This window comes from Myroides odoratimimus (assembly GCF_004337635.1).
GTDB lineage: Bacteria > Bacteroidota > Bacteroidia > Flavobacteriales > Flavobacteriaceae > Flavobacterium > Flavobacterium odoratimimum.
In genome coordinates this window covers 571,332-590,264 of sequence record NZ_CP037427.1, presented here as the reverse complement: position 1 = coordinate 590,264, position 18,933 = coordinate 571,332, and the positions used below count along the sequence as shown (strand labels likewise).

General features: G+C 34.1%; 16 protein-coding genes. 8 read left to right on the top strand and 8 right to left on the bottom strand.

Going from position 1 to position 18,933, the window contains the following annotated elements:
- Nucleotides 1-2 precede the first annotated feature (2 nt).
- The 7 genes from E0Z07_RS02845 (at nt 3) to E0Z07_RS02815 (ending at nt 8,249) form a co-directional block, all read left to right on the top strand.
- Entirely contained in the window at nt 3-1,451 is a 1,449-nt protein-coding gene (locus E0Z07_RS02845; RefSeq protein ID WP_131540223.1) for a SusD/RagB family nutrient-binding outer membrane lipoprotein, read from the top strand.
- Nucleotides 1,452-2,159: 708 nt separating this feature from the next.
- Nucleotides 2,160-3,158, top strand: coding sequence for a pyruvate dehydrogenase (acetyl-transferring) E1 component subunit alpha (pdhA, locus tag E0Z07_RS02840; RefSeq protein ID WP_131540222.1), 999 nt, complete (start codon nt 2,160-2,162; stop codon nt 3,156-3,158).
- 10 nt (nt 3,159-3,168) lie between these two features.
- On the top strand, nt 3,169-4,782 hold the full coding sequence (locus E0Z07_RS02835) for a 2-oxo acid dehydrogenase subunit E2 (protein ID WP_131540221.1): 1,614 nt from the start codon (nt 3,169-3,171) through the stop codon (nt 4,780-4,782).
- A gap of 145 nt (nt 4,783-4,927) precedes the next feature.
- A complete protein-coding gene (locus tag E0Z07_RS02830; protein ID WP_131540220.1) occupies nt 4,928-5,860 on the top strand; it encodes a M20/M25/M40 family metallo-hydrolase in 933 nt (310 codons plus the stop codon).
- 1 nt (nt 5,861) lies between these two features.
- Entirely contained in the window at nt 5,862-6,539 is a 678-nt protein-coding gene (locus tag E0Z07_RS02825; protein ID WP_131540219.1) for an SDR family NAD(P)-dependent oxidoreductase, read from the top strand.
- Between the two features lie 12 nt (nt 6,540-6,551).
- The gene (locus E0Z07_RS02820; protein ID WP_131540218.1) at nt 6,552-7,175 is read left to right on the top strand and encodes a SprT-like domain-containing protein; all 624 of its coding nucleotides are present in this window, start codon (nt 6,552-6,554) and stop codon (nt 7,173-7,175) included.
- Nucleotides 7,176-7,181: 6 nt separating this feature from the next.
- Nucleotides 7,182-8,249 (top strand): mannose-1-phosphate guanylyltransferase, encoded by a 1,068-nt coding sequence (locus tag E0Z07_RS02815; protein WP_131540217.1) that lies wholly within the window; start codon nt 7,182-7,184, stop codon nt 8,247-8,249.
- A gap of 53 nt (nt 8,250-8,302) precedes the next feature.
- On the opposite strand, the gene E0Z07_RS02810 is transcribed toward E0Z07_RS02815, so the two are convergent.
- The 3 genes from E0Z07_RS02810 to E0Z07_RS02800 all read right to left on the bottom strand — a co-directional run bounded on the left by E0Z07_RS02810 (nt 8,303) and on the right by E0Z07_RS02800 (nt 10,752).
- Nucleotides 8,303-9,079: an ABC transporter ATP-binding protein gene (locus E0Z07_RS02810; RefSeq protein WP_006259574.1), complete on the bottom strand. Its 777-nt coding sequence runs from the start codon at nt 9,077-9,079 to the stop codon at nt 8,303-8,305.
- A 3-nt stretch (nt 9,080-9,082) separates the two neighbouring features.
- The gene (locus E0Z07_RS02805) at nt 9,083-9,829 is read right to left on the bottom strand and encodes an MlaE family ABC transporter permease (RefSeq protein ID WP_006264692.1); all 747 of its coding nucleotides are present in this window, start codon (nt 9,827-9,829) and stop codon (nt 9,083-9,085) included.
- Nucleotides 9,830-9,897: 68 nt separating this feature from the next.
- Complete coding sequence (locus tag E0Z07_RS02800) at nt 9,898-10,752, bottom strand: glycosyltransferase family 2 protein (RefSeq protein ID WP_165868439.1); 855 nt, start codon at nt 10,750-10,752, stop codon at nt 9,898-9,900.
- 136 nt (nt 10,753-10,888) lie between these two features.
- Here E0Z07_RS02800 and E0Z07_RS02795 point away from each other — a divergent pair, with 136 nt between their 5' ends.
- On the top strand, nt 10,889-12,355 hold the full coding sequence (locus E0Z07_RS02795; protein WP_131540216.1) for a lipopolysaccharide biosynthesis protein: 1,467 nt from the start codon (nt 10,889-10,891) through the stop codon (nt 12,353-12,355).
- A gap of 77 nt (nt 12,356-12,432) precedes the next feature.
- On the opposite strand, the gene E0Z07_RS02790 is transcribed toward E0Z07_RS02795, so the two are convergent.
- The 5 genes from E0Z07_RS02790 to E0Z07_RS02770 form a co-directional block, all read right to left on the bottom strand.
- Nucleotides 12,433-13,344, bottom strand: coding sequence for a DMT family transporter (locus E0Z07_RS02790; RefSeq protein WP_131540215.1), 912 nt, complete (start codon nt 13,342-13,344; stop codon nt 12,433-12,435).
- 300 nt (nt 13,345-13,644) lie between these two features.
- The gene (locus E0Z07_RS02785) at nt 13,645-14,844 is read right to left on the bottom strand and encodes an MFS transporter (RefSeq protein WP_131540214.1); all 1,200 of its coding nucleotides are present in this window, start codon (nt 14,842-14,844) and stop codon (nt 13,645-13,647) included.
- 95 nt (nt 14,845-14,939) lie between these two features.
- Complete coding sequence (locus E0Z07_RS02780; protein ID WP_131540213.1) at nt 14,940-15,851, bottom strand: helix-turn-helix domain-containing protein; 912 nt, start codon at nt 15,849-15,851, stop codon at nt 14,940-14,942.
- Nucleotides 15,852-16,519: 668 nt separating this feature from the next.
- Nucleotides 16,520-17,578, bottom strand: coding sequence for a 3-oxoacyl-ACP synthase III family protein (locus E0Z07_RS02775; protein ID WP_131541071.1), 1,059 nt, complete (start codon nt 17,576-17,578; stop codon nt 16,520-16,522).
- A gap of 210 nt (nt 17,579-17,788) precedes the next feature.
- Entirely contained in the window at nt 17,789-18,838 is a 1,050-nt protein-coding gene (locus E0Z07_RS02770) for an alpha/beta hydrolase (protein ID WP_131540212.1), read from the bottom strand.
- Between the last annotated feature and the right edge of the window lie 95 nt (nt 18,839-18,933).

Below are 18,933 nucleotides of genomic sequence, written 5' to 3'. Positions count from 1 at the left end.
AGATGAAAATCAAAAATATATTTTTAGGATTATCAGCAACAGTATTGCTGACTGTGAGTTGTACTTCTGATTTTGAAGAGAAGAATATTGATCCTAACCGTTTACAACAGATTAGCCCAGCAACGTTATTAAACCCTATCATCTACGAGATGGCTAGTCATAATATGTATCGCAGTTGGTCTCATAATAATCATTTAATGCAAGATATTGTGGTTTATCCTAGTGATGTACCTGGTATGCAACGATATGACCTAAGTGATGATGTAGGAGCGTCATCGTGGAATGCTTATTACAGATGGTTAAAGAATGCTAGAGATATGGAGTATGAGGCTGTGAAGGTAGCCGATCCTAACTATGAAGCGATGGCTCTAACTCTAAAAGCGTGGATCACTTCTAACTTAACTGATTTATTCGGGGATGTACCTTATTTTGAGGCGTCTAAGGGAGAAGAAAAAGTTCTTTATCCAGAATTTGATTCACAAGAGAAGATATATGATAGTATTTTAGCGGATTTGGAACGAGCAAATAGCTTATATGACCTAAATAGAAAGTTATTATATAATCCGGATATTTTATACATAGATTCAAAAACATACTGGGATGATTGGCAGAAGTTTACGAATAGTTTGCATTTGCGTTTACTGTTGAGAATATCAAATAAAGAGAATAAGAATGCATATCAACGTATGCTGACTATACTTAACGATCCAGATAAATATCCTATTATTAATGACGTGAAGTCACAGGCTAATCTAAAGATAACAGGGGTGACACCTAATATCTCTCCATGGAGTCGTATTCAAGATTTTACATTGAGTCGTAAGATGGCTTCTTTCTTTATAGATAATTTAAATGATTTTAATGACCCAAGACTTCCACTATATGCAACAGAAGCCTATAGAGTAGAAGGAAAGAATAAAGTATATATAGGGTATAAAGGAATACCTAGTGCCTTTGATGGTTCGGATTCACAGTTTGATTACGAAGCATCGACATTGAATAATGTTATGGCGGCTAATCCTACAGAAGCACCTATACTAACGTATGCTGAAGTATTATTTATAAAGGCGGAGTTAGCTCAGAAGGGATACTTATCAGATGCAAAGAGCTATTATGAGCAGGCGGTGAAAGAGGCTATTACCTCTAAGGGATTAGAGATGCCAACTAATTATTTTACTTTAGAAAGTACTAGGTATAATGGTACATTAGAGCGCATTATGTTACAGAAGTATTATGCATTGTATATGAACGATTATCAACAGTGGTTCGAATATAAGCGTACAGGATATCCTAAGCTACCTAAGACAGAGTCAATGCTAAACGATGGGAATATGCCTAATAGATTCCCATACCCAATCAATATACGTACTCAGAACAAAGGTAATTATGAGAAAAAAGTAGCAGAGATGGGTGGCGATAATATTAATTATAAGATGTGGTGGCAAAATTAGTTCTGTCTAGAACTACTGAGTTTATCCACTATTATAGCTTATTAAGCTAGAGAGTGTTTATAGTGTATTATATATTTTATAATGTAGGAGAGAGTCTGTGAAAACAGACTCTCTCCTTTTTTAGATATTTCATGTAGACTTATTTGGGTGTGATGTTAAACTGATGCGAGTTGAGTCTGTTATGCGTCCGTTATGCGTCTGTAGTGAGTCCGTTAATACAAGGATAGAAACGGACTTAGTATGGAGGTGAGGTAGAAGTACTATTAACTTATATGTACTAAGAGGCGATGAACAGTTAGGGCTAATAGAAGCCAGATGATAACATTAGTATACAGTGAATACTATAAAATAGCTATAATAGGAGTTTTTAGAGGATTTTACAGACTAGTTATCCTTTATTGGATAGATGGCATAATTTATGTGTCTTTAAATAAGGATGTTATTAGTAATATTAAGGTTGTTATAATAAAATTAAAAAAGTATATACGGGATTTTTAGGTTTAAGTTTTAAAAAATAGAAATGTAACTAAACGATCTAATTATAAGGTATTGTTAAATTAATTGTCTAAAATATTATCAAATCTAAAATACTTCAAATAAATTTTTCAGTCTAGTGTAGATATATTATTTTTGCTTCTCCACAGTAGTGTGGTTAAACGAGAAAGTCTGTATTTTAAACGGGAGACCGTTTATGAAAAGTAAAGTCATATGAGAGAAATTACAAAAGAAGTTTATCTAAAGTGGTATGAAGACATGCTATTTTGGAGAAAGTTTGAAGATAAGCTTGCTGCTTTATATATTCAACAAAAAGTGAGAGGATTCTTGCATTTATATAATGGGCAGGAAGCAGTATTGGCTGGAGCTTTACATGCAATGGACATGTCTAAAGACAAGATGATTACAGCATATAGAAATCACGTTCAGCCAATCGGATTAGGAGTAGATCCTAAGAGAATTATGGCTGAGTTATTAGGAAAAGGTACTGGTACATCACAAGGATTAGGTGGATCTATGCACATCTTTTCTAAAGAACACCGTTTCTATGGTGGTCATGGTATCGTAGGGGGACAAATTCCTCTAGGAGCAGGATTAGCATTCGCTGATAAATATTTCGATAGACAAGCTGTTACAATGTGTTACTTCGGTGATGGTGCAGCACGTCAAGGGTCTTTACACGAGACATTTAATATGGCTATGAACTGGAAATTGCCAGTAGTATTCATCATTGAGAACAATGGATATGCTATGGGTACTTCAGTAGAGCGTACAGCTAACCATAGTGATATTTGGAAATTAGGTTTAGGATACGAAATGCCTAGTGGACCAGTAGACGGTATGAACCCTGTAAAAGTAGCTGAAGCTATGTACGAGGCTATCGAAAGAGCACGTCGTGGAGATGGACCTACTTTATTAGAAATGAAAACGTATAGATATAGAGGTCACTCTATGTCAGATGCTCAACACTACCGTACTAAAGAGGAAGTAGAAGAGTACAAAAAAATAGATCCAATTACACAAGTATTAGATGTAATTAGAGAAAAAGGATATGCTACTGAAGCTGAGATCGAGGCAATGGATCAAAGAGTAAAAGATTACGTGACTGAGTGTGAGAAATTCGCTGAAGAATCTCCGTTCCCAGAGAAAAACGTAATGTATGACGTAGTATACGAACAAGAGAATTACCCTTTTATACCTCACAGATTATAATAAAAAGAACATGGCAGAAGTAATTACAATGCCACGCTTAAGCGACACGATGACAGAAGGTGTTGTTGCAGCATGGTTAAAAAAAGTTGGAGATAAGATTTCTGAAGGAGATATCCTTGCAGAAATTGAAACAGACAAAGCAACAATGGAGTTTGAATCATTTAATTCAGGGACATTGTTATATATTGGATTACAAGAAGGTGAATCTGCTCCTGTAGATTCGTTACTTGCTATTATAGGAAATGAAGGTGAAGATATTTCTGCTTTAATCAGTGGTGCAGGTAATGCTGCTCCAGCTGCTGAGGCTGCTGCTCCTGTAGCAGAAGCTAAAGTTGAAACACCAGCTCCTGCTGCGGCTGCTATGCCTGCTGGAGTTAAAATCATTACTATGCCTCGTCTTAGTGATACTATGACTGATGGTACAGTAGCTACTTGGATTAAAAAAGTAGGTGATAAGGTTCAGGAAGGTGATATCCTTGCAGAAATCGAAACTGATAAAGCTACTATGGAGTTCGAAGCTTTTGAGGCTGGAACTTTATTATATGTAGGTATTAACGAAGGTGAGTCTGCTCCTGTTGATAGCGTATTAGCGATCTTAGGACCAGAAGGAACTGACGTATCAGCTGTAGTTGCATCTGCTCAAAACGGTGGTGCTTTCGCTGCTGAGGCTCCTGCTACGGAGGCTCCTAAAGCTGAAGAACCAAAAACTGTAAGCGTGGAGGCTACTACTTCTACTAATGGGAGAGTATTCATTTCTCCATTGGCTAAGAAAATTGCTGAAGATAAAGGAATAAATATTACTGAGGTGAAAGGTTCTGGTGAGAATGGACGTATCATCAAACGCGATATTGAAAACTATACACCTGCTGCTAAAACTGCTGCTCCTGTAGCTGCAGCTACTGCTGCTGTACCTGCTGTTAAGGCATTCGTACCAGCTGGAGAAGTAAGTGTAGAGGAAGTGAAAAACTCACAAATGCGTAAGACGATTGCTCGTCGTTTAGCTGAGTCTAAGTTTACTGCTCCTCATTACTATTTAACTATCGAGTTAGATATGGATAATGCTATCGAGTCTCGTAAGATTATCAATAACTTACCCGATACGAAAGTATCATTTAACGATATGGTAGTGAAAGCATGTGCTATGGCACTTCGCAAACATCCTCAGGTGAATACACAATGGACTGATAATGCAACTATCTATAACAACCACATCAATATCGGTGTAGCTGTAGCTGTAGAGGATGGATTAGTAGTACCAGTATTGCCATTCACAGATCAAATGTCTTTAACTCATATCGGTGGTAAAGTAAAAGAATTAGCTGGTAAAGCTAAAACTAAAAAACTTACTCCTGCTGAGATGGAAGGAAGTACATTCACTGTGTCTAACTTAGGTATGTTTGGTATTCAGTCATTTACTTCTATTATCAACCAACCAAACTCTGCAATTCTATCAGTAGGTGCTATTATAGAAAAACCAGTAGTGAAGAATGGTCAGATCGTAGTAGGTAATACAATGACAGTAACTCTAGCATGTGACCACAGAACTGTGGACGGTGCTACAGGTGCTCAGTTCTTACAAACATTTAAAGATTATGTAGAGAACCCAGTGACTATGTTGGCGTAATCTAAATAATAATATACTTAAGCCCTTATTCTTTTGAATAAGGGCTTTTTTATTGATAATAATTTATTGTATATGCTACATATACAGTAGAAATTATTTTCTATAGTTAATTACCTTTTTGTATTTTTGATAAAAATATTTATAAATGAGAATTTTAAGCCTATTGGCAGCAGTCTTATTAGTTGGATGTGCTACTACTAAGACACCATCTGTTGTTAAAGCTAATGCTGAACAAAAGAATATTAAAGAAACATTATATTATTTAGCTTCTGATGAGTTACTAGGTAGAGATACTGGTACAGAAGGAGGTAAGATGGCTGGTGAGTACTTAGCTAAACGATTAGCGGAGTATATGATTAAGCCTTATTATAGTTCTTATAACGATACGTTACAGAATGTAGCAGATGCTTGGAATATCGTAGGAGTTATACCAGGTAGTGATGAGACTTTAAAAAACGAGGTAGTGGTATTAGGTGCTCATTATGACCATATCGGAATAGAAAAGCCTGTAGATGGAGATTCTATTGCTAATGGAGCGAATGACAATGCAGCTGGTACAGCTATCCTGTTAGAATTAGCACGTAACTTAAAGTTACAGAATAATAAGCGTACAGTACTTGTGGCGTTCTTCACAGGAGAAGAAAAGGGATTATGGGGATCTAAACATTTAGCAGAGCGTCTTAAAGAAGAGAATGTGAATGTAGTGTATATGCTTAATTTCGAAATGCTAGGACTACCTATGAAGAGAGATTATATGACTTATCTAACGGGATACGATCTGTCTACTATGGCAAGTAAGTTAAATGAATTAGCAGGGAAGCCTATTGTAGGTAAATTAGAAAAGGCTGAAGAGTTTAATTTGTTTAAGCGTTCTGATAATTATCCTTTTTACCAAATGTTTAAAGTACCATGTCAAACGTTTAGTTCTTTTGACTTTGAAAATTATGAATATTACCACCATGTAAAGGATGAAGCTCATTTAATGGATTTAAATTTTATGACTTCTTTTACACAAGATATAATACCGGTTGTGAACAAACTTGTTAATTTAGCTCCGGGAGAAATAAGAATGTATTAAGATGAAAAATGTAATTGTTACAGGGACAAGTAGAGGTATTGGACTAGAGTGTGTGCAATGGTTGTCAAAATTAGGTCATAATGTATTGGCAGTGTCTAGAAAAATATCAGATAAACTTATTGATTTAGATAATGTCACTTGTTTAGCTGTTGATATAACTAAAGAAGAAGACCTTCAGAAGGTAGTTGATTATGTACAGGACAATTGGGAGCATGTAGATATCCTGATTAATAACGCTGGAGCTATTGTGAACAAACCTTTTGAGGAGATTACACAAGAAGATTTTCAGTATGTATATAATGTAAATGTATTCGGTGCAGCTCGCCTAATGCAAGTTACTATACCATTTATGAAAGTGAATAGTCATGTGGTATCTGTAAGTAGTATGGGAGGAGTACAAGGAGTGTTAAAGTTCGGAGGATTAGCTGCATATAGTTCTAGTAAAGGAGCTATCACTATCTTAAGTGAGTTGTTAGCTGAAGAATATAAGGATAAGGGAATATTCTTTAATGTAGTAGCTTTAGGAGCAGTACAGACAGAGATGTTAGAAGAGGCATTCCCAGGATATCAAGCTCCACTTATGCCAGATGAAATGGCTGAGTATATCGTGAACTTTGCGATACATGGGAATAGATTTTTTAATGGGAAGGTATTGCAAGTGTCTACTACTACCCCTTAAATTAAAATGTAATTGATAGAGAAGCTTAAGCCATATTTACCAGAACAAGCAGTTGAACCTGTATTTGAATTGATAAAACACTATCATGTGCATCTAAAGATTGTACACGAGAGAGTTACACGTCATGGAGATTATACTCGTAATCACGATGGGAAGCATATTATAACGATAAATTCTAATCTGAATCCTTACCGTTTTTTGATGACCTTGATTCATGAGATAGCTCACTTAGTGGCTTATCAAAAGTACAAAGGGGGAATAAAGCCACATGGAGTAGAGTGGAAAAGTACTTTTCAATTATTAATGTTGCCCTTTTTAAGAGAAGAAATATTTCCTAGTGCATTATTACCTTTGTTAGCAAATCACTTTAGAAACCCTTCTGCTAGTAGCGATACTGATGAGAAGTTATCTATAGCGATGAGAAGGTATGATGTCCAGGATATAAATAATAACAATTGTTTTATATATGAAATCCCTTTAGGGAGTCATTTTAAAACTTATAACGGAAAGATATTTAAGCGTGGACCTATTAGGGTAAAGCGTTTCGAGTGTTTAGAAGTTTCAACGGGAAGAATATACACTTTTAAAGCAAATGCTGAAGTAGAGTTGTTGACCCATTATGTTGTAAATAGATAAAGATATATGAGTTCAAATTATTACGCTGTGATTATGGCAGGTGGAGTAGGGTCACGTTTTTGGCCTGTGAGTACACCTGAGTTTCCAAAACAGTTTCACGATATGTTAGGATCAGGAGATACCTTGATACAAAAGACTTTTAAACGTCTGTCTCAGGTAGTGCCTAAAGAGAATATTCTGATTTTAACGCATGAAAACTATCGCGAGATAGTAAAGGAACAATTGCCATCTGTAGAGTTAAATAATATCATATTAGAGCCAGATATGCGTAATACAGCACCATGTATACTATATGCGGCGATGAAGATTAAGAAGATGAATCCAGAGGCAGTAATGGTGGTGGCGCCTAGCGATCACTGGATAGAAGATGAGTTACAGTTCGTATCTAACTTACAACGCACCTTTGATGTATGTGAGCGTGATAAGGTATTAATGACTTTAGGAATTTTGCCTACTTTCCCTAATACAGGGTATGGATATATTGAGTTTAATAAACTAGATTCTCGTCCTATTAAGAAAGTAGTACAATTTAGAGAGAAGCCTGATTATGTTACAGCACGTAAGTTTGTACAGAGCCGACATTTTTTATGGAATTCAGGAATCTTTATATGGAGTATAAGCTCTATTTTGGATGCTTTCTCAGAGTTTCAACCAGCTATGACAGAATTGTTTGATCAAGGGTATGATTATCTAAATACAGAAGATGAGAAGTCTTTTATAGATGAGAACTATTCTAAAGCTGAAAATATCTCTATAGACTATGCTGTAATGGAGAAGGCTAATAATGTATATGTATTACCAGCTACATTTGATTGGAATGATTTAGGTACATGGGGGTCTTTATACGATAAGCTTCCTAAAGATGATAATGACAATGCGGTAGTAAATGCAACTGCTTTTTTTAATAATGCTACAAATAATATTATAAGAACAGCTAAAGGGAAAGTGGTAGTAGTAGATGGTTTGAATGACTATATCATCGTGGACAAGGATGATATTTTATTATTATATCCTAAGAAAAAAGAACAAGAAATTAAGGTTGTGAGTCAGCAAGTGACGGATAAACTTAAGTAAGAATACAAGAAAAGAAAAAGGAGTAATGTTATCAGCATTACTCCTTTTTTATATTATTTCTTTTCATTTCCTATTTGTCTCATAGCCTGACGTACCATTCTGAATAATTCTGATGAGTACACAAAGTCAACTACATCTTCATTGTCTGTCTGAATGATCTCTTTATGATTACCAGACCAAGCTAGTACCCCATTCTTTAAGAATACGATGTGCTCACCTATTTCTAATACAGAGTTCATATCGTGTGTATTGATTACTGTAGTGATACCGTACTCATGTGTAATCTCTTGGATAAGATTATCAATAACTATAGCTGTCTTAGGATCAAGCCCTGAGTTAGGCTCATCACAGAATAAGTATTTTGGGTTATTAACTATTGCTCTGGCAATAGCTACCCTCTTTTGCATACCTCCTGATATCTCAGAAGGCTTTTTTGTGTTAGCATTGATTAGATTTACACGATCTATAACTTCATTCACACGATGTGCTATTTCTGCATCAGATTTATTAGTAAACATTCGAAGCGGGAAAGCAATGTTTTCCTCTACAGTCATAGAGTCAAATAAGGCACTTCCTTGGAATACCATTCCTATTTCTGTTCTTAGCTCTCTTTTTTCAGTATTTGTAAGGTCTGTGTATATTCTACCATCAAAACTAATAGTTCCTTCATCTGGAGTGTGAATACCTAGAAGAGTTTTAAGCATTACTGTCTTACCAGATCCACTTTGTCCAATAATAAGATTAGTTTTACCTGTTTCGAAAGTAGTAGTAATTCCTTTCAGTACTTGAGTACCATTGAACGATTTTTGTATATTTTTTACTTCGATCATTTCTTAGTTGCTTAAAAGTAGAGAGGTTAATATATAATTTGTCAAGATAATGGCTACACTTGTCCATACGAATGAAGTAGTACTAGCCTTACCTACTTCTAGGGCTCCACCTTTCATATAATAACCAAAGTAAGAAGGTATAGTAGCTAGTAAGAATCCAAAGAGGAAAGTTTTAATAAACGCATAAGTAACATGGAATGGAGTAAACGAATCTTGTAATCCAATTATGAATTGTTCTGATGAAACAAAGTTCCCCATAACACCTCCAAACCATCCTCCGACAATTCCTAAGAACATACTAATACCTATGACAAATGGATATAATAATACGGCAATTAGCTTAGGGAAAACAAGGTAGTTTAATGAACTAACCCCCATAACCTCTAAAGCGTCAATTTGTTCTGTAACACGCATTGTACCGATACTAGATGTAATAAAAGAACCCATTTTTCCAGCCATAATGATAGAGATAAATGTTGGTGCAAACTCTAGTATTACAGATTGTCTAGTAGCAAATCCAATAAGGTATTTAGGTATAAGTGGGTTTGTTAAGTTTAAGGCAGTTTGGATAGCAACTACTCCTCCAACGAAGAAAGATAGGAAACTTACAATACCTAAAGAACCAATGATTAGATCATCTATTTCTTTGAATATTAGTACCTTCATCACTTTCCATTTAGTCATTTTGCTAAACATTTCTTTTAGCATTATAAAGTACTGTCCTATATGTGTTAATCCAGATTTTATCATAAAAATTAAAATATCGGCTAAATTACCAATTACAAATGAGTTTTAAGTTTATTAAAGCAAAAAAGTGATTAGAGTAATTTTGATTTTATCTTACTCCAACGGTACTTACGTATAAAAAAACCTTGCTCTTCAGTGACTAGATACGGTTGTTTTTCCCTTTTTGCTTTATAATAGCCACTGATGTAATCTATGAATAAGAAAGGTTTTTTCTTTTTCAATGCTAGTTTTAAAGAAGCGATAGATGTAATTATTATTCCGTAGTGAAGTCTATAGAAGGCTTCTCCTTGTTTATACCTAGCCGCTTTATTATACATTGCACCAGTAGGCTTGAGATGCTTCACTTTTAGAGTATCTATCGTAACGATCTTCCAATTGTAGAACTTACATAAGAGTTCATCTACTGTGTCCCATCCCATCGAAGGCTTAAGGCCTCCAATCTGTTTAAAACAGTCTAGTTTATAAGCTTTAAATGCCCCTCTAATATGATCTTTGTCTGTTAGGCTTTCGATTACCCATTCCTTGTTTTTCTCTATATAGGCAAAGCCTCCTACCATACCTATAGCTTGGTCTTGTGCAAAAGTACTTGCGATAGTAGCGAAGTAATTATTAGGTAGAATAAGATCTGCATCTAGCTTAACGATAAAATCGTATTGATCTAGATTATCTACTTGTTCTAAACCATAATTAAAAGCTTTTACAACTTTACTACCAGGTAGATGTATAGCTTCAGATGCTTTGTTAATTAGTGTGATATAAGGAAGATGAGCATAGTTGTTCATAATGATATCAGCTGTGTCATCTGTGGAATTATCGTTTACAACTATTACATCAGTTGGTAACAACGTTTGAGAAATTATACTGTCTAGAGTATGACCGATAAAAGCCGACTCATTATAAGCAGGCATGATAACAAGGTATTTCATGTAATAGTATTTGTGCAAATAAGCTTTCTTTTATAAGTTGGTTTATTCACATAAGAATTACAAATTTAAAAAAAATAGTAGTTAAGGACTTATTAGCAAGTATATTTGTAAGTGATTAACAGATTTAGGTATCCTCATGCAAGATAAAATATCTACGAAACAGGCATTTCTTTTTACTCTTATCAATTATATAGGTGTATTGATAGGAGTAGTGTCTACTGTGTTAATCTATCCTCAAGATAAAGAACTGTTAGGTATTATTCGTTTTGTAGATGCCTGTGCACAGATTATATTTCCGATTATTGTTTTAGGAAGTACACATGCATTGATTAACTTTTACCCCAAACTAAGTGAACGTTTGCAAGGTAAACTCTTTAGTTATAGTATGCTCTCTATGATTAAACTCACTATAGGAGTAGGAATAGTATTGTTACTAGGATCCTATGTCTATGATGGAGCAGAGATGAGATATGTGGTTATGGGGTTTGTACTAGCTATTTCGATGGCTTATATAGAGCTATTTAGGCGACAAGCAACTAATCTACAACGCCTTTCTTTTCCTACCTTTTTTGAAAAGATAATCCCTAAAATAGCTTTGCCAACAGTGTTCTTAATAGTAGTGTATGGCAGCTTTTCAATAGATAACGCAGTGTGGTATTATATAGTGTCTTATTACGTTATTGCCATAGTAATAGGTACTTATATATATAGACATTTTAAGTTTAATTGGCATTGGAAATACGACGACTTATTTACTCATGTAGGAAAGAAAGAGTATTACGCATATAGTTTATTCGCCTTTGCAGGAAGTTTTGGTTCTTTCTTTGCGTTTAGAGTAGACTCTCTGATGATTCCTTATTTTATTTCTTATGAAGCGAATGGTACATATAATATAGGGGTGACATTAGCCTCTACACTTGCCATACCTGCTACGGGAGTTTTTGCACTATATGCGCCTATTATATCAGATCTAATCAAGAGAGCAGAACTCCGTACATTGAATATGAAATATAAAGAAGTAGCACGTAATCTTTTCTTTATTGGTATGCTTCTTTTTAGCTGTGTTGTAGTTGGTATAGAACCTCTATTTCAATTGTTACCTACTTATGACAAGTTAGCTCCTTCATTACCTATTATCTATTTACTAGGTATTAATGTAGTGATTAATATGTCTACAGGATTTAATACAGAGATTATTTCTTATTCTAAGTATTACCGTTTTAATCTAGTTTCTATCTTAAGTTTGATGGTTCTTAATGTTGTTTTGAACTATGTATTATTAGCCTATACAGACTTAGGAATATTCGGTGTGGGGCTAGCATCACTATTATCTCTAACATTGTTTAATATAGTTAAGACCTACTATATTTATCAAAAGATGAAGTTATGGCCATTTGATATAAACTTCTTTAAGCTAATGTTATTTATGCTAGCTTTTGTTGTTATAATATTTCTCATCCCTAATAACTCTCATCCTCTATTAGTCTTAGTTTTAAAAGTAGGATTAGTGATTATCTTAAACTTCATTGTTCTATTAAAGACGAATTGGGTTATAGGAGTAAAGTCAATGTTAGATAAGCTATTTCGCAAACTAGGTTTATAACCTTATAAAAACAACAACGCGATATACCTTACAGGGATATACCGCGTTGCTTATAAAAAAATGGATATTCTCGTTGTTTAATTTTCAGGAATAACTTTCTTCTTGATTTTAGTCAATAGGAATATAGTTGTTATAATACAAAGACTTCCTATATAATCCATCAATTCAAAGTTTACCCCAAAATATACCACAGCTATTAAAGTAGCAGACAGAGGTTCTGCACAAGCTAATAAACTAGCTCTTTGTGGTCCAATATTCTTTATCGCCATTAAGAAGATATAGAACGGTATCAATGTACCTAAGAAGATAATGAATAATACTGCCAAATAGGTATCTGTATCCCATATGCCTTCTAGCTTATGTGGAGGATGTATAATACTCATCGCTATACCTGCGATAAGCATGCTCCAACCTATAATAGCGATAGGACTATATCTATTCAATAAATGCACAGGCATCAGTGTATATACGGCTAATGCTATAGCTGACGCTATACCCCATACTAATGCTGTAGGGGTGATATTCAGTGTGTTAATATCTCCATGTGTTACCAATAAGAATGTACCTAACATCGCCATTCCTATAGCTAAGAACTCAATAGGCTTAGGCCATTTGCGTAGTCTTAATGCTAGATAGATAGCGATGAACACAGGGCCGGTGTACTGTATTACTGTTGCTGTTGCCGCATTAGAGTGCAGTATAGTCACAAAGTAAGTGTACTGTACTGTCAGCATTCCAAGTATACTGAAAAGAATCAATTGGACTGCATCCTTCTTGTCCTTCCAGATATTTACGACATCAGGATTCTTTCTGACAATACCAAATAATAACATTAATACTCCTGAGATAAGAAGACGAACGGTAACTAACCATTCAGCGTTAAATTCTTTTTCTCTAAAAAGGAACTGAGCAAAAGCTCCAGATACTCCCCATAACATCGCTGCAAAGATTGCGGATGTAAAGCCTAAAAACTTATTGTTTAATTGCATTTTTAAAAACGTACATCTAAGTACATTATTAGTTGAATATAGTGTGATAAAAAGGAATCTTTTTACCTAAAGACTAACGCAAAATTACTGATAAATATGACTGTAAAATAGTAAAAATTACTACAGTATACGAATTGTTTACTCTGTATAAAATAGCTAGCTTTAAGAGAAGTTTAATAAGTATTAATCATTAAATAATGCATATTTGATAAGTTATTTTTAGTTTTATAATTACAGCGATGTTCTGTTCTATCGTGTATTATATAGAAATATGTATAGGTTAGTTATTTTTCTTCTAGTTTATTGTTTTTCTCTATTGTATAGCTTGATTATATAAAGTATAGCTAGTAATAATGCTACAGCTGTAATGAGGTATCTTACTCCTAATGCAGTGGGAGTGGTAATAGCTCCTGTAGACGAGATTATTAACGTGACAAAAGAGGTAAGTACATACACCAATCCGCCCATTAGACCGCCTGCTGTACCTGCATTATTAGGGAACTGTAACATGGTTGTGGTAAAGAAATTATTAAATAGCGTTCCAGAACAGATATGTATAAGAAATAGAAAACCTATTAATAATGGTAGACTCTCTATCCATATTGTAGTAATTAATAGAACTGCTATTAGCGATAGTTGAACTAATGAAGGTTTAAGAGCTTTAGGTTTTAAGTCTAAGTGCATTCTCTTCTTGCCTATTATACCACCGAGCATCCATGAGAATCCAAGTACTAATGTACAGTAACCAATAACTACAGACCCATAGCCAAATGTGTTTTCGATTAGAAAAGGTCCTGCTATATTAAAGATCATTACGATAGAGTAGCTAAGCCCTAATATTAGAGTACCGATCATAAATCTTTTTTCACTAAGCATCATTTTATATAAACTTAATGTATCTGATAAGTTAAACCTCTTCTTCTCAGGTATACTCTCTCCACTGATACACAGGTCTAAGATTAACAATACTCCTGCATAGATAGCTAAGAAATAGAAGTTAGCATGCCAGTTAAATAGCTTTTCTAAATATCCTCCTAAGAATGGTGCTAATATTGGACCACATGACCATACGATCGTAAAGTAGCTTAAGTAATACTGTCTTTTCGTCTCATCATAAATGTCTATGAAGATAGCACGTGTAGCAACTACTAACGTAGAGATAGCCATTCCTTGTATAATTCTCATAATGCAGATGTAGAAGACACTATCCATCTGTGTGATACTGAGATTGGTAATAATTAATATCAGTAAAGCGACTAAGCGCGGTTTGTACCTTCCTATATTATCTAAAAGGCTACCTACGAATATTTGTGATATACCATAGCTTAACAGATAGCAGGTAAGGGTAAGCTGTATGTCTTGTTCTGATACAGCTAATCCTTTAGCCATAGAAGGGAATGACGGTAAATATATATCGGTCACAAAACCAGAAAGGGGTATAGAACAAAAGGCTAGTATTGTAGCTAGTCTTTTTCTTTGTTCACTTGCTTCTCTTAGCATAGATTATAATTGTTGTTTGAGAAGCAAAATTAAGTAGCCAATCATTATCTTGAATTAAATATCTCAAAGGTATAATTGCAAAAATCAAAGATTGATTATATAGGTTTTTTATATTTTAATGGTGTTACTCCAGCATTCTTTTTAAAGAAATTATTAAAATGAGATGGTTGATCGAAGCCTAGTGTATATCCAACTTCTGCTATATCCCAACTCGTATTCTTCAATAGGTTTTTAGCCTCCTCGAATAACCTTTCTTTTATCAACTGAGTGGTTGTCTTATTCGTTGCAGACTTAATAGAAGCATTTAGATGGTTGACATGTACGTTTAGGGCAGTAGCGTAGTCAGATGCTGTCTTTAGGTTTAGAGGGTAAGCAGGCGAGTCTAGTGGGAACTGTTTGTTTAGCAGTTCATCAAATAGTCTGTATAATCTAGTGCTACTAGGTGTTTCTTCTAGCTTTAGGTCTTCTACTTTTAACTGTAACGCTTGATGTAGTAATAAAGCAAGTAAGTTACGGATAATCTCAAACTTTAAAGGGTAATCACTCTGAGCCATGGCATACATCTGTTTAAAGTAGGTAGAAGCCAGCTCTAATTGATCTTCATCTAAAAATATAAAGGGCTTACTCCATTCCTTAAAAAGAGAAGTCTTTTTAAAGAACTCTATTGTACTATGTTCTACTAAAAACTCTTGGTTGAAAAGGCAGAAATACCCTTCTTGTTGATTGCTTAGACATTCCCATTCATATGGTATCGTAGGGCATGGAAGAAATAAAGCTGGTCTGTCTATTATCAATGTATGCTCACCATATTTAAATACACCTTCTCCTATAATTAAGCATACTTTGTAATAATCTCGTCTGTTATATGGCGTATTGAAATTACAGTATTTACGAATATTAATATTGAAATGTGATTTACCACATTGGTAGTCAGATGCATCGAAGGCATAATGGCTAATGGTGTTCTCTCTATAGTGATCACTGATTGTTTCTAGATTTTGACTCATAGTATTAAGAGAATAAGAAAATTAAGTCAAAGTTACTAAAATCAAATAAATATAGCTTGGCTGTTTAATTGTTTATAAGAGGATAAAAATGACTGTGTAATTCTCTTTTGTTTTAAGAGGTATTGGTTGAGTTAGAGTATTGTTATAAGAAAATAAGAATTATTTTTATTCTAATAAAGTATAAGAAGAATGAATAAAAATAGAAGTTAGCCTCTTTTATTATTGATTTTAGTTTAAATATTTTTAGTAAAAGGTCTATTTAATTAAAATGACTATATGTGAAGTTGTGTTTATGACCAATAATTTTTGAGAAATTGGCATTACTATTGATAATTATTTTATAGAATTTTTAGTGTGTTTTAGGGATATAGCTAGACACAATAGAGGAAGTTATATAATAGAAAGTATAGTCACGTGAATAGTTTAGACCGGATTTTAAAGTTTATAATAGCAGTAGCTACTTTGTTATTAATTGTTGATTTGTTTGATTTTTTTAGTAATAATGTAGTCAGTTATCTATGTTACAGTGCATTAGGTGTGTGTACTGCTATTCTCATTTACATAAGTAAGACTTGTGAAAAAGAGAAGAAAGAGAATAAATAATAGAGATATCACTATAGCCTTTTTATAAAAAAAGAGAGCTTAGTGCTCTCTTTATATTTCATGTCTTATACTTGATAAGTAAAGGCATTTATGTTCATACCAGCCCCTACGGAAGCAAAGAGGATTATATCTCCTTTTTCTAACTGGTGTGGATCTAGTTGTTTGTTGATAATCATATCATATAAGGTTGGTAATGTCGCTACGCTACTATTCCCTAGTTTTTGGATATTCATAGGCATGATATGCTCTGGCATTTCCATCTCGTATAATTCGAAGAAACGTTTTACGATGGCTTCATCCATTTTTTCATTGGCCTGATGTATCATCACCTTTTTGATTTTGCTGATATCTATTCCACTTTTATCTACACAGCTCTTCATTGCTAATGGGACATTAGTTAGTGCAAATTCATAAATCTTTCGCCCAAACATCTTGATGTATTTAGTGTTCTCATCTAAGTCAGGATTGTATGATTTGCCATAGTGAATGAAGAAAGCCTCGTCTAGTGTATAACTAGCAGACTCTACAGATAGTATTCCTCCTTCTTCATTAGTTAGTTCTAATATAGTAGCTCCTGCACCATCAGCATAGATCATAGAGTCTCTATCGTGTAAGTCTATTACACGTGATAGTGTCTCTGCTCCGATGACTAGACATCTCTTAGCCATACCTACTTTCATAAATGCATAAGCTTGTATCACGCCTTGTAACCAACCTGGACACCCAAAAAGAACATCAAATGCTACACATGATGGATTAGCGATTTTCAGATTGTGTTTTACTCTTGAGGCTAAGCTAGGTACAATATCAGACTGTAAAGTACCGTGTTTTACATCTCCGAAGTTATGCGCAAAAATAATGTAGTCTAATGTCTCAGGATCTATACCTGCATTTTTGATAGCATGCTCAGAAGCGATAGTACCGATGTCACTAGTAGTTAATCGATTTTCTACATATCTCCTTTCTTCGATACCTGTTATCTGTTGTAGTTTATAAGCTGTACGTTGGTTAGTATCCTTTAATGGTTGACCGTGTTCGTCTCTGAAGTCAAATTGATCAAAGGTGGTATTATCTATTACTTTAGTAGGGATGTAGCATCCTGAACTTATTATTTTAATATTCATCATATCGTTTTTGGGTTAATTGTAAGGTAAACTTAGAACTTTATATTTATTAATGATAAGTTTTTCTTGATTTTTTTGAAGTATTCTAATGTAGTATTTTGATTTCGTATTATTTCTTGAGTAGGTATATAATAATAATGCCAATATGTAATATTTATTGTGTGATATTACATATTGGCATTAAGAGAAGCGGTATGTGATCTTACCGTATTATTTTTTATAAAGTGTATTCTTGTACTTAGTGAGCTGATCTACTGTTTTAGTATCATCAGTAGAGGAGAAGTATTTAATGACTGTGTCTAAGAATTTCTCAGTCGGTTTAAAATCATAATGCATCTGCTTATTCAGAGCTTTGAAAGTTTCCTGTAGTAGAGTAGGGTTGTTTTTTAGTTCTTTAAAGTTGATTCGATATCCGTTAAATATGTATCTCAGACCATCTAGGTTTCCTTTTAGTGGTATACTACCGTGGTCTTCTCCTTCATAGGCTACATATTTATAGCTCAGTGTAGCAGGAGTGTTTTTACTTAATAATGTATCAAATTCTTTAATTGCGCTATAGTGATCAGTTAGATGCCCTTTGTTTTCGCTTTCACCTACTTGCGTTAAGAATAGTCGTCTGTGTTTAAAGTCTTGGTTTATCCCATCAGTATATTCTCTTAGTATAACCTTATTGTCCCACCATATACTAGGATCGTGTACGATATAAGCGTTAAACATATCAGTATAGTTTAGTAGATTATTTAAAGCTGTAATCCCTCCAAACGAGTGACCGATTAGTATTTTATAATCAAGGGTTCTATAGTTCGTGTCTATATAACTAAATACTTCTTCTTTTAAGAAACGGAAGAAGGTATCGTTGCCCCCGTTTTCTCCTTTTATTTTTTTAGATTGTTCAGTAGACATGCTCTCACTAGTTACTTTAGTAGGAGTCAGGTCTCTTGTTCTATTGGTATTGACCACTCCTACTATGATCATCTCTGGGATAGAAGGGTATGGATATCTACTTAGCTTATCTAGATAGGCTGTTAGATAATTAAAGTTGCTTTCACCATCTAGTAAGTATATGACAGGATACTTCTGATCGGGATATTGTGTATCGTTATAAGCAGGAGGAAGGTAGACCTGTATCTTTCTATCTTCGTTAAGCACTTTAGATTGGATTGTATATGTTTTTCCTATTTCTATCGCTTCTTGAGCAGTGATGGTATGCGTAAATAATAGTGATAGAGATAGTAATAATGTGTAGAATAATTTCTTCATGATATGAGTAATGATTGTTTTGTGTTTGGATACAAATATAAGTTCTTATTTATAATTGTTCTAATTTGTGAAATTATAATTCCTTTTAGAGAACA

Bases quoted from the DNA above. Each gene is read 5' to 3' on its own strand.
- E0Z07_RS02845 (WP_131540223.1), top strand. From the start codon at position 3: ATGAAAATCAAAAATATATTTTTAGGATTATCAGCAACAGTATTGCTG.
- pdhA (WP_131540222.1), top strand. From the start codon at position 2,160: ATGAGAGAAATTACAAAAGAAGTTTATCTAAAGTGGTATGAAGACATG.
- E0Z07_RS02835 (WP_131540221.1), top strand. From the start codon at position 3,169: ATGGCAGAAGTAATTACAATGCCACGCTTAAGCGACACGATGACAGAA.
- E0Z07_RS02830 (WP_131540220.1), top strand. From the start codon at position 4,928: ATGAGAATTTTAAGCCTATTGGCAGCAGTCTTATTAGTTGGATGTGCT.
- E0Z07_RS02825 (WP_131540219.1), top strand. From the start codon at position 5,862: ATGAAAAATGTAATTGTTACAGGGACAAGTAGAGGTATTGGACTAGAG.
- E0Z07_RS02815 (WP_131540217.1), top strand. From the start codon at position 7,182: ATGAGTTCAAATTATTACGCTGTGATTATGGCAGGTGGAGTAGGGTCA.
- E0Z07_RS02810 (WP_006259574.1), bottom strand. From the start codon at position 9,079: ATGATCGAAGTAAAAAATATACAAAAATCGTTCAATGGTACTCAAGTA.
- E0Z07_RS02805 (WP_006264692.1), bottom strand. From the start codon at position 9,829: ATGATAAAATCTGGATTAACACATATAGGACAGTACTTTATAATGCTA.
- E0Z07_RS02800 (WP_165868439.1), bottom strand. From the start codon at position 10,752: ATGAAATACCTTGTTATCATGCCTGCTTATAATGAGTCGGCTTTTATC.
- E0Z07_RS02795 (WP_131540216.1), top strand. From the start codon at position 10,889: ATGCAAGATAAAATATCTACGAAACAGGCATTTCTTTTTACTCTTATC.
- E0Z07_RS02790 (WP_131540215.1), bottom strand. From the start codon at position 13,344: ATGCAATTAAACAATAAGTTTTTAGGCTTTACATCCGCAATCTTTGCA.
- E0Z07_RS02785 (WP_131540214.1), bottom strand. From the start codon at position 14,844: ATGCTAAGAGAAGCAAGTGAACAAAGAAAAAGACTAGCTACAATACTA.
- E0Z07_RS02780 (WP_131540213.1), bottom strand. From the start codon at position 15,851: ATGAGTCAAAATCTAGAAACAATCAGTGATCACTATAGAGAGAACACC.
- E0Z07_RS02775 (WP_131541071.1), bottom strand. From the start codon at position 17,578: ATGAATATTAAAATAATAAGTTCAGGATGCTACATCCCTACTAAAGTA.
- E0Z07_RS02770 (WP_131540212.1), bottom strand. From the start codon at position 18,838: ATGAAGAAATTATTCTACACATTATTACTATCTCTATCACTATTATTT.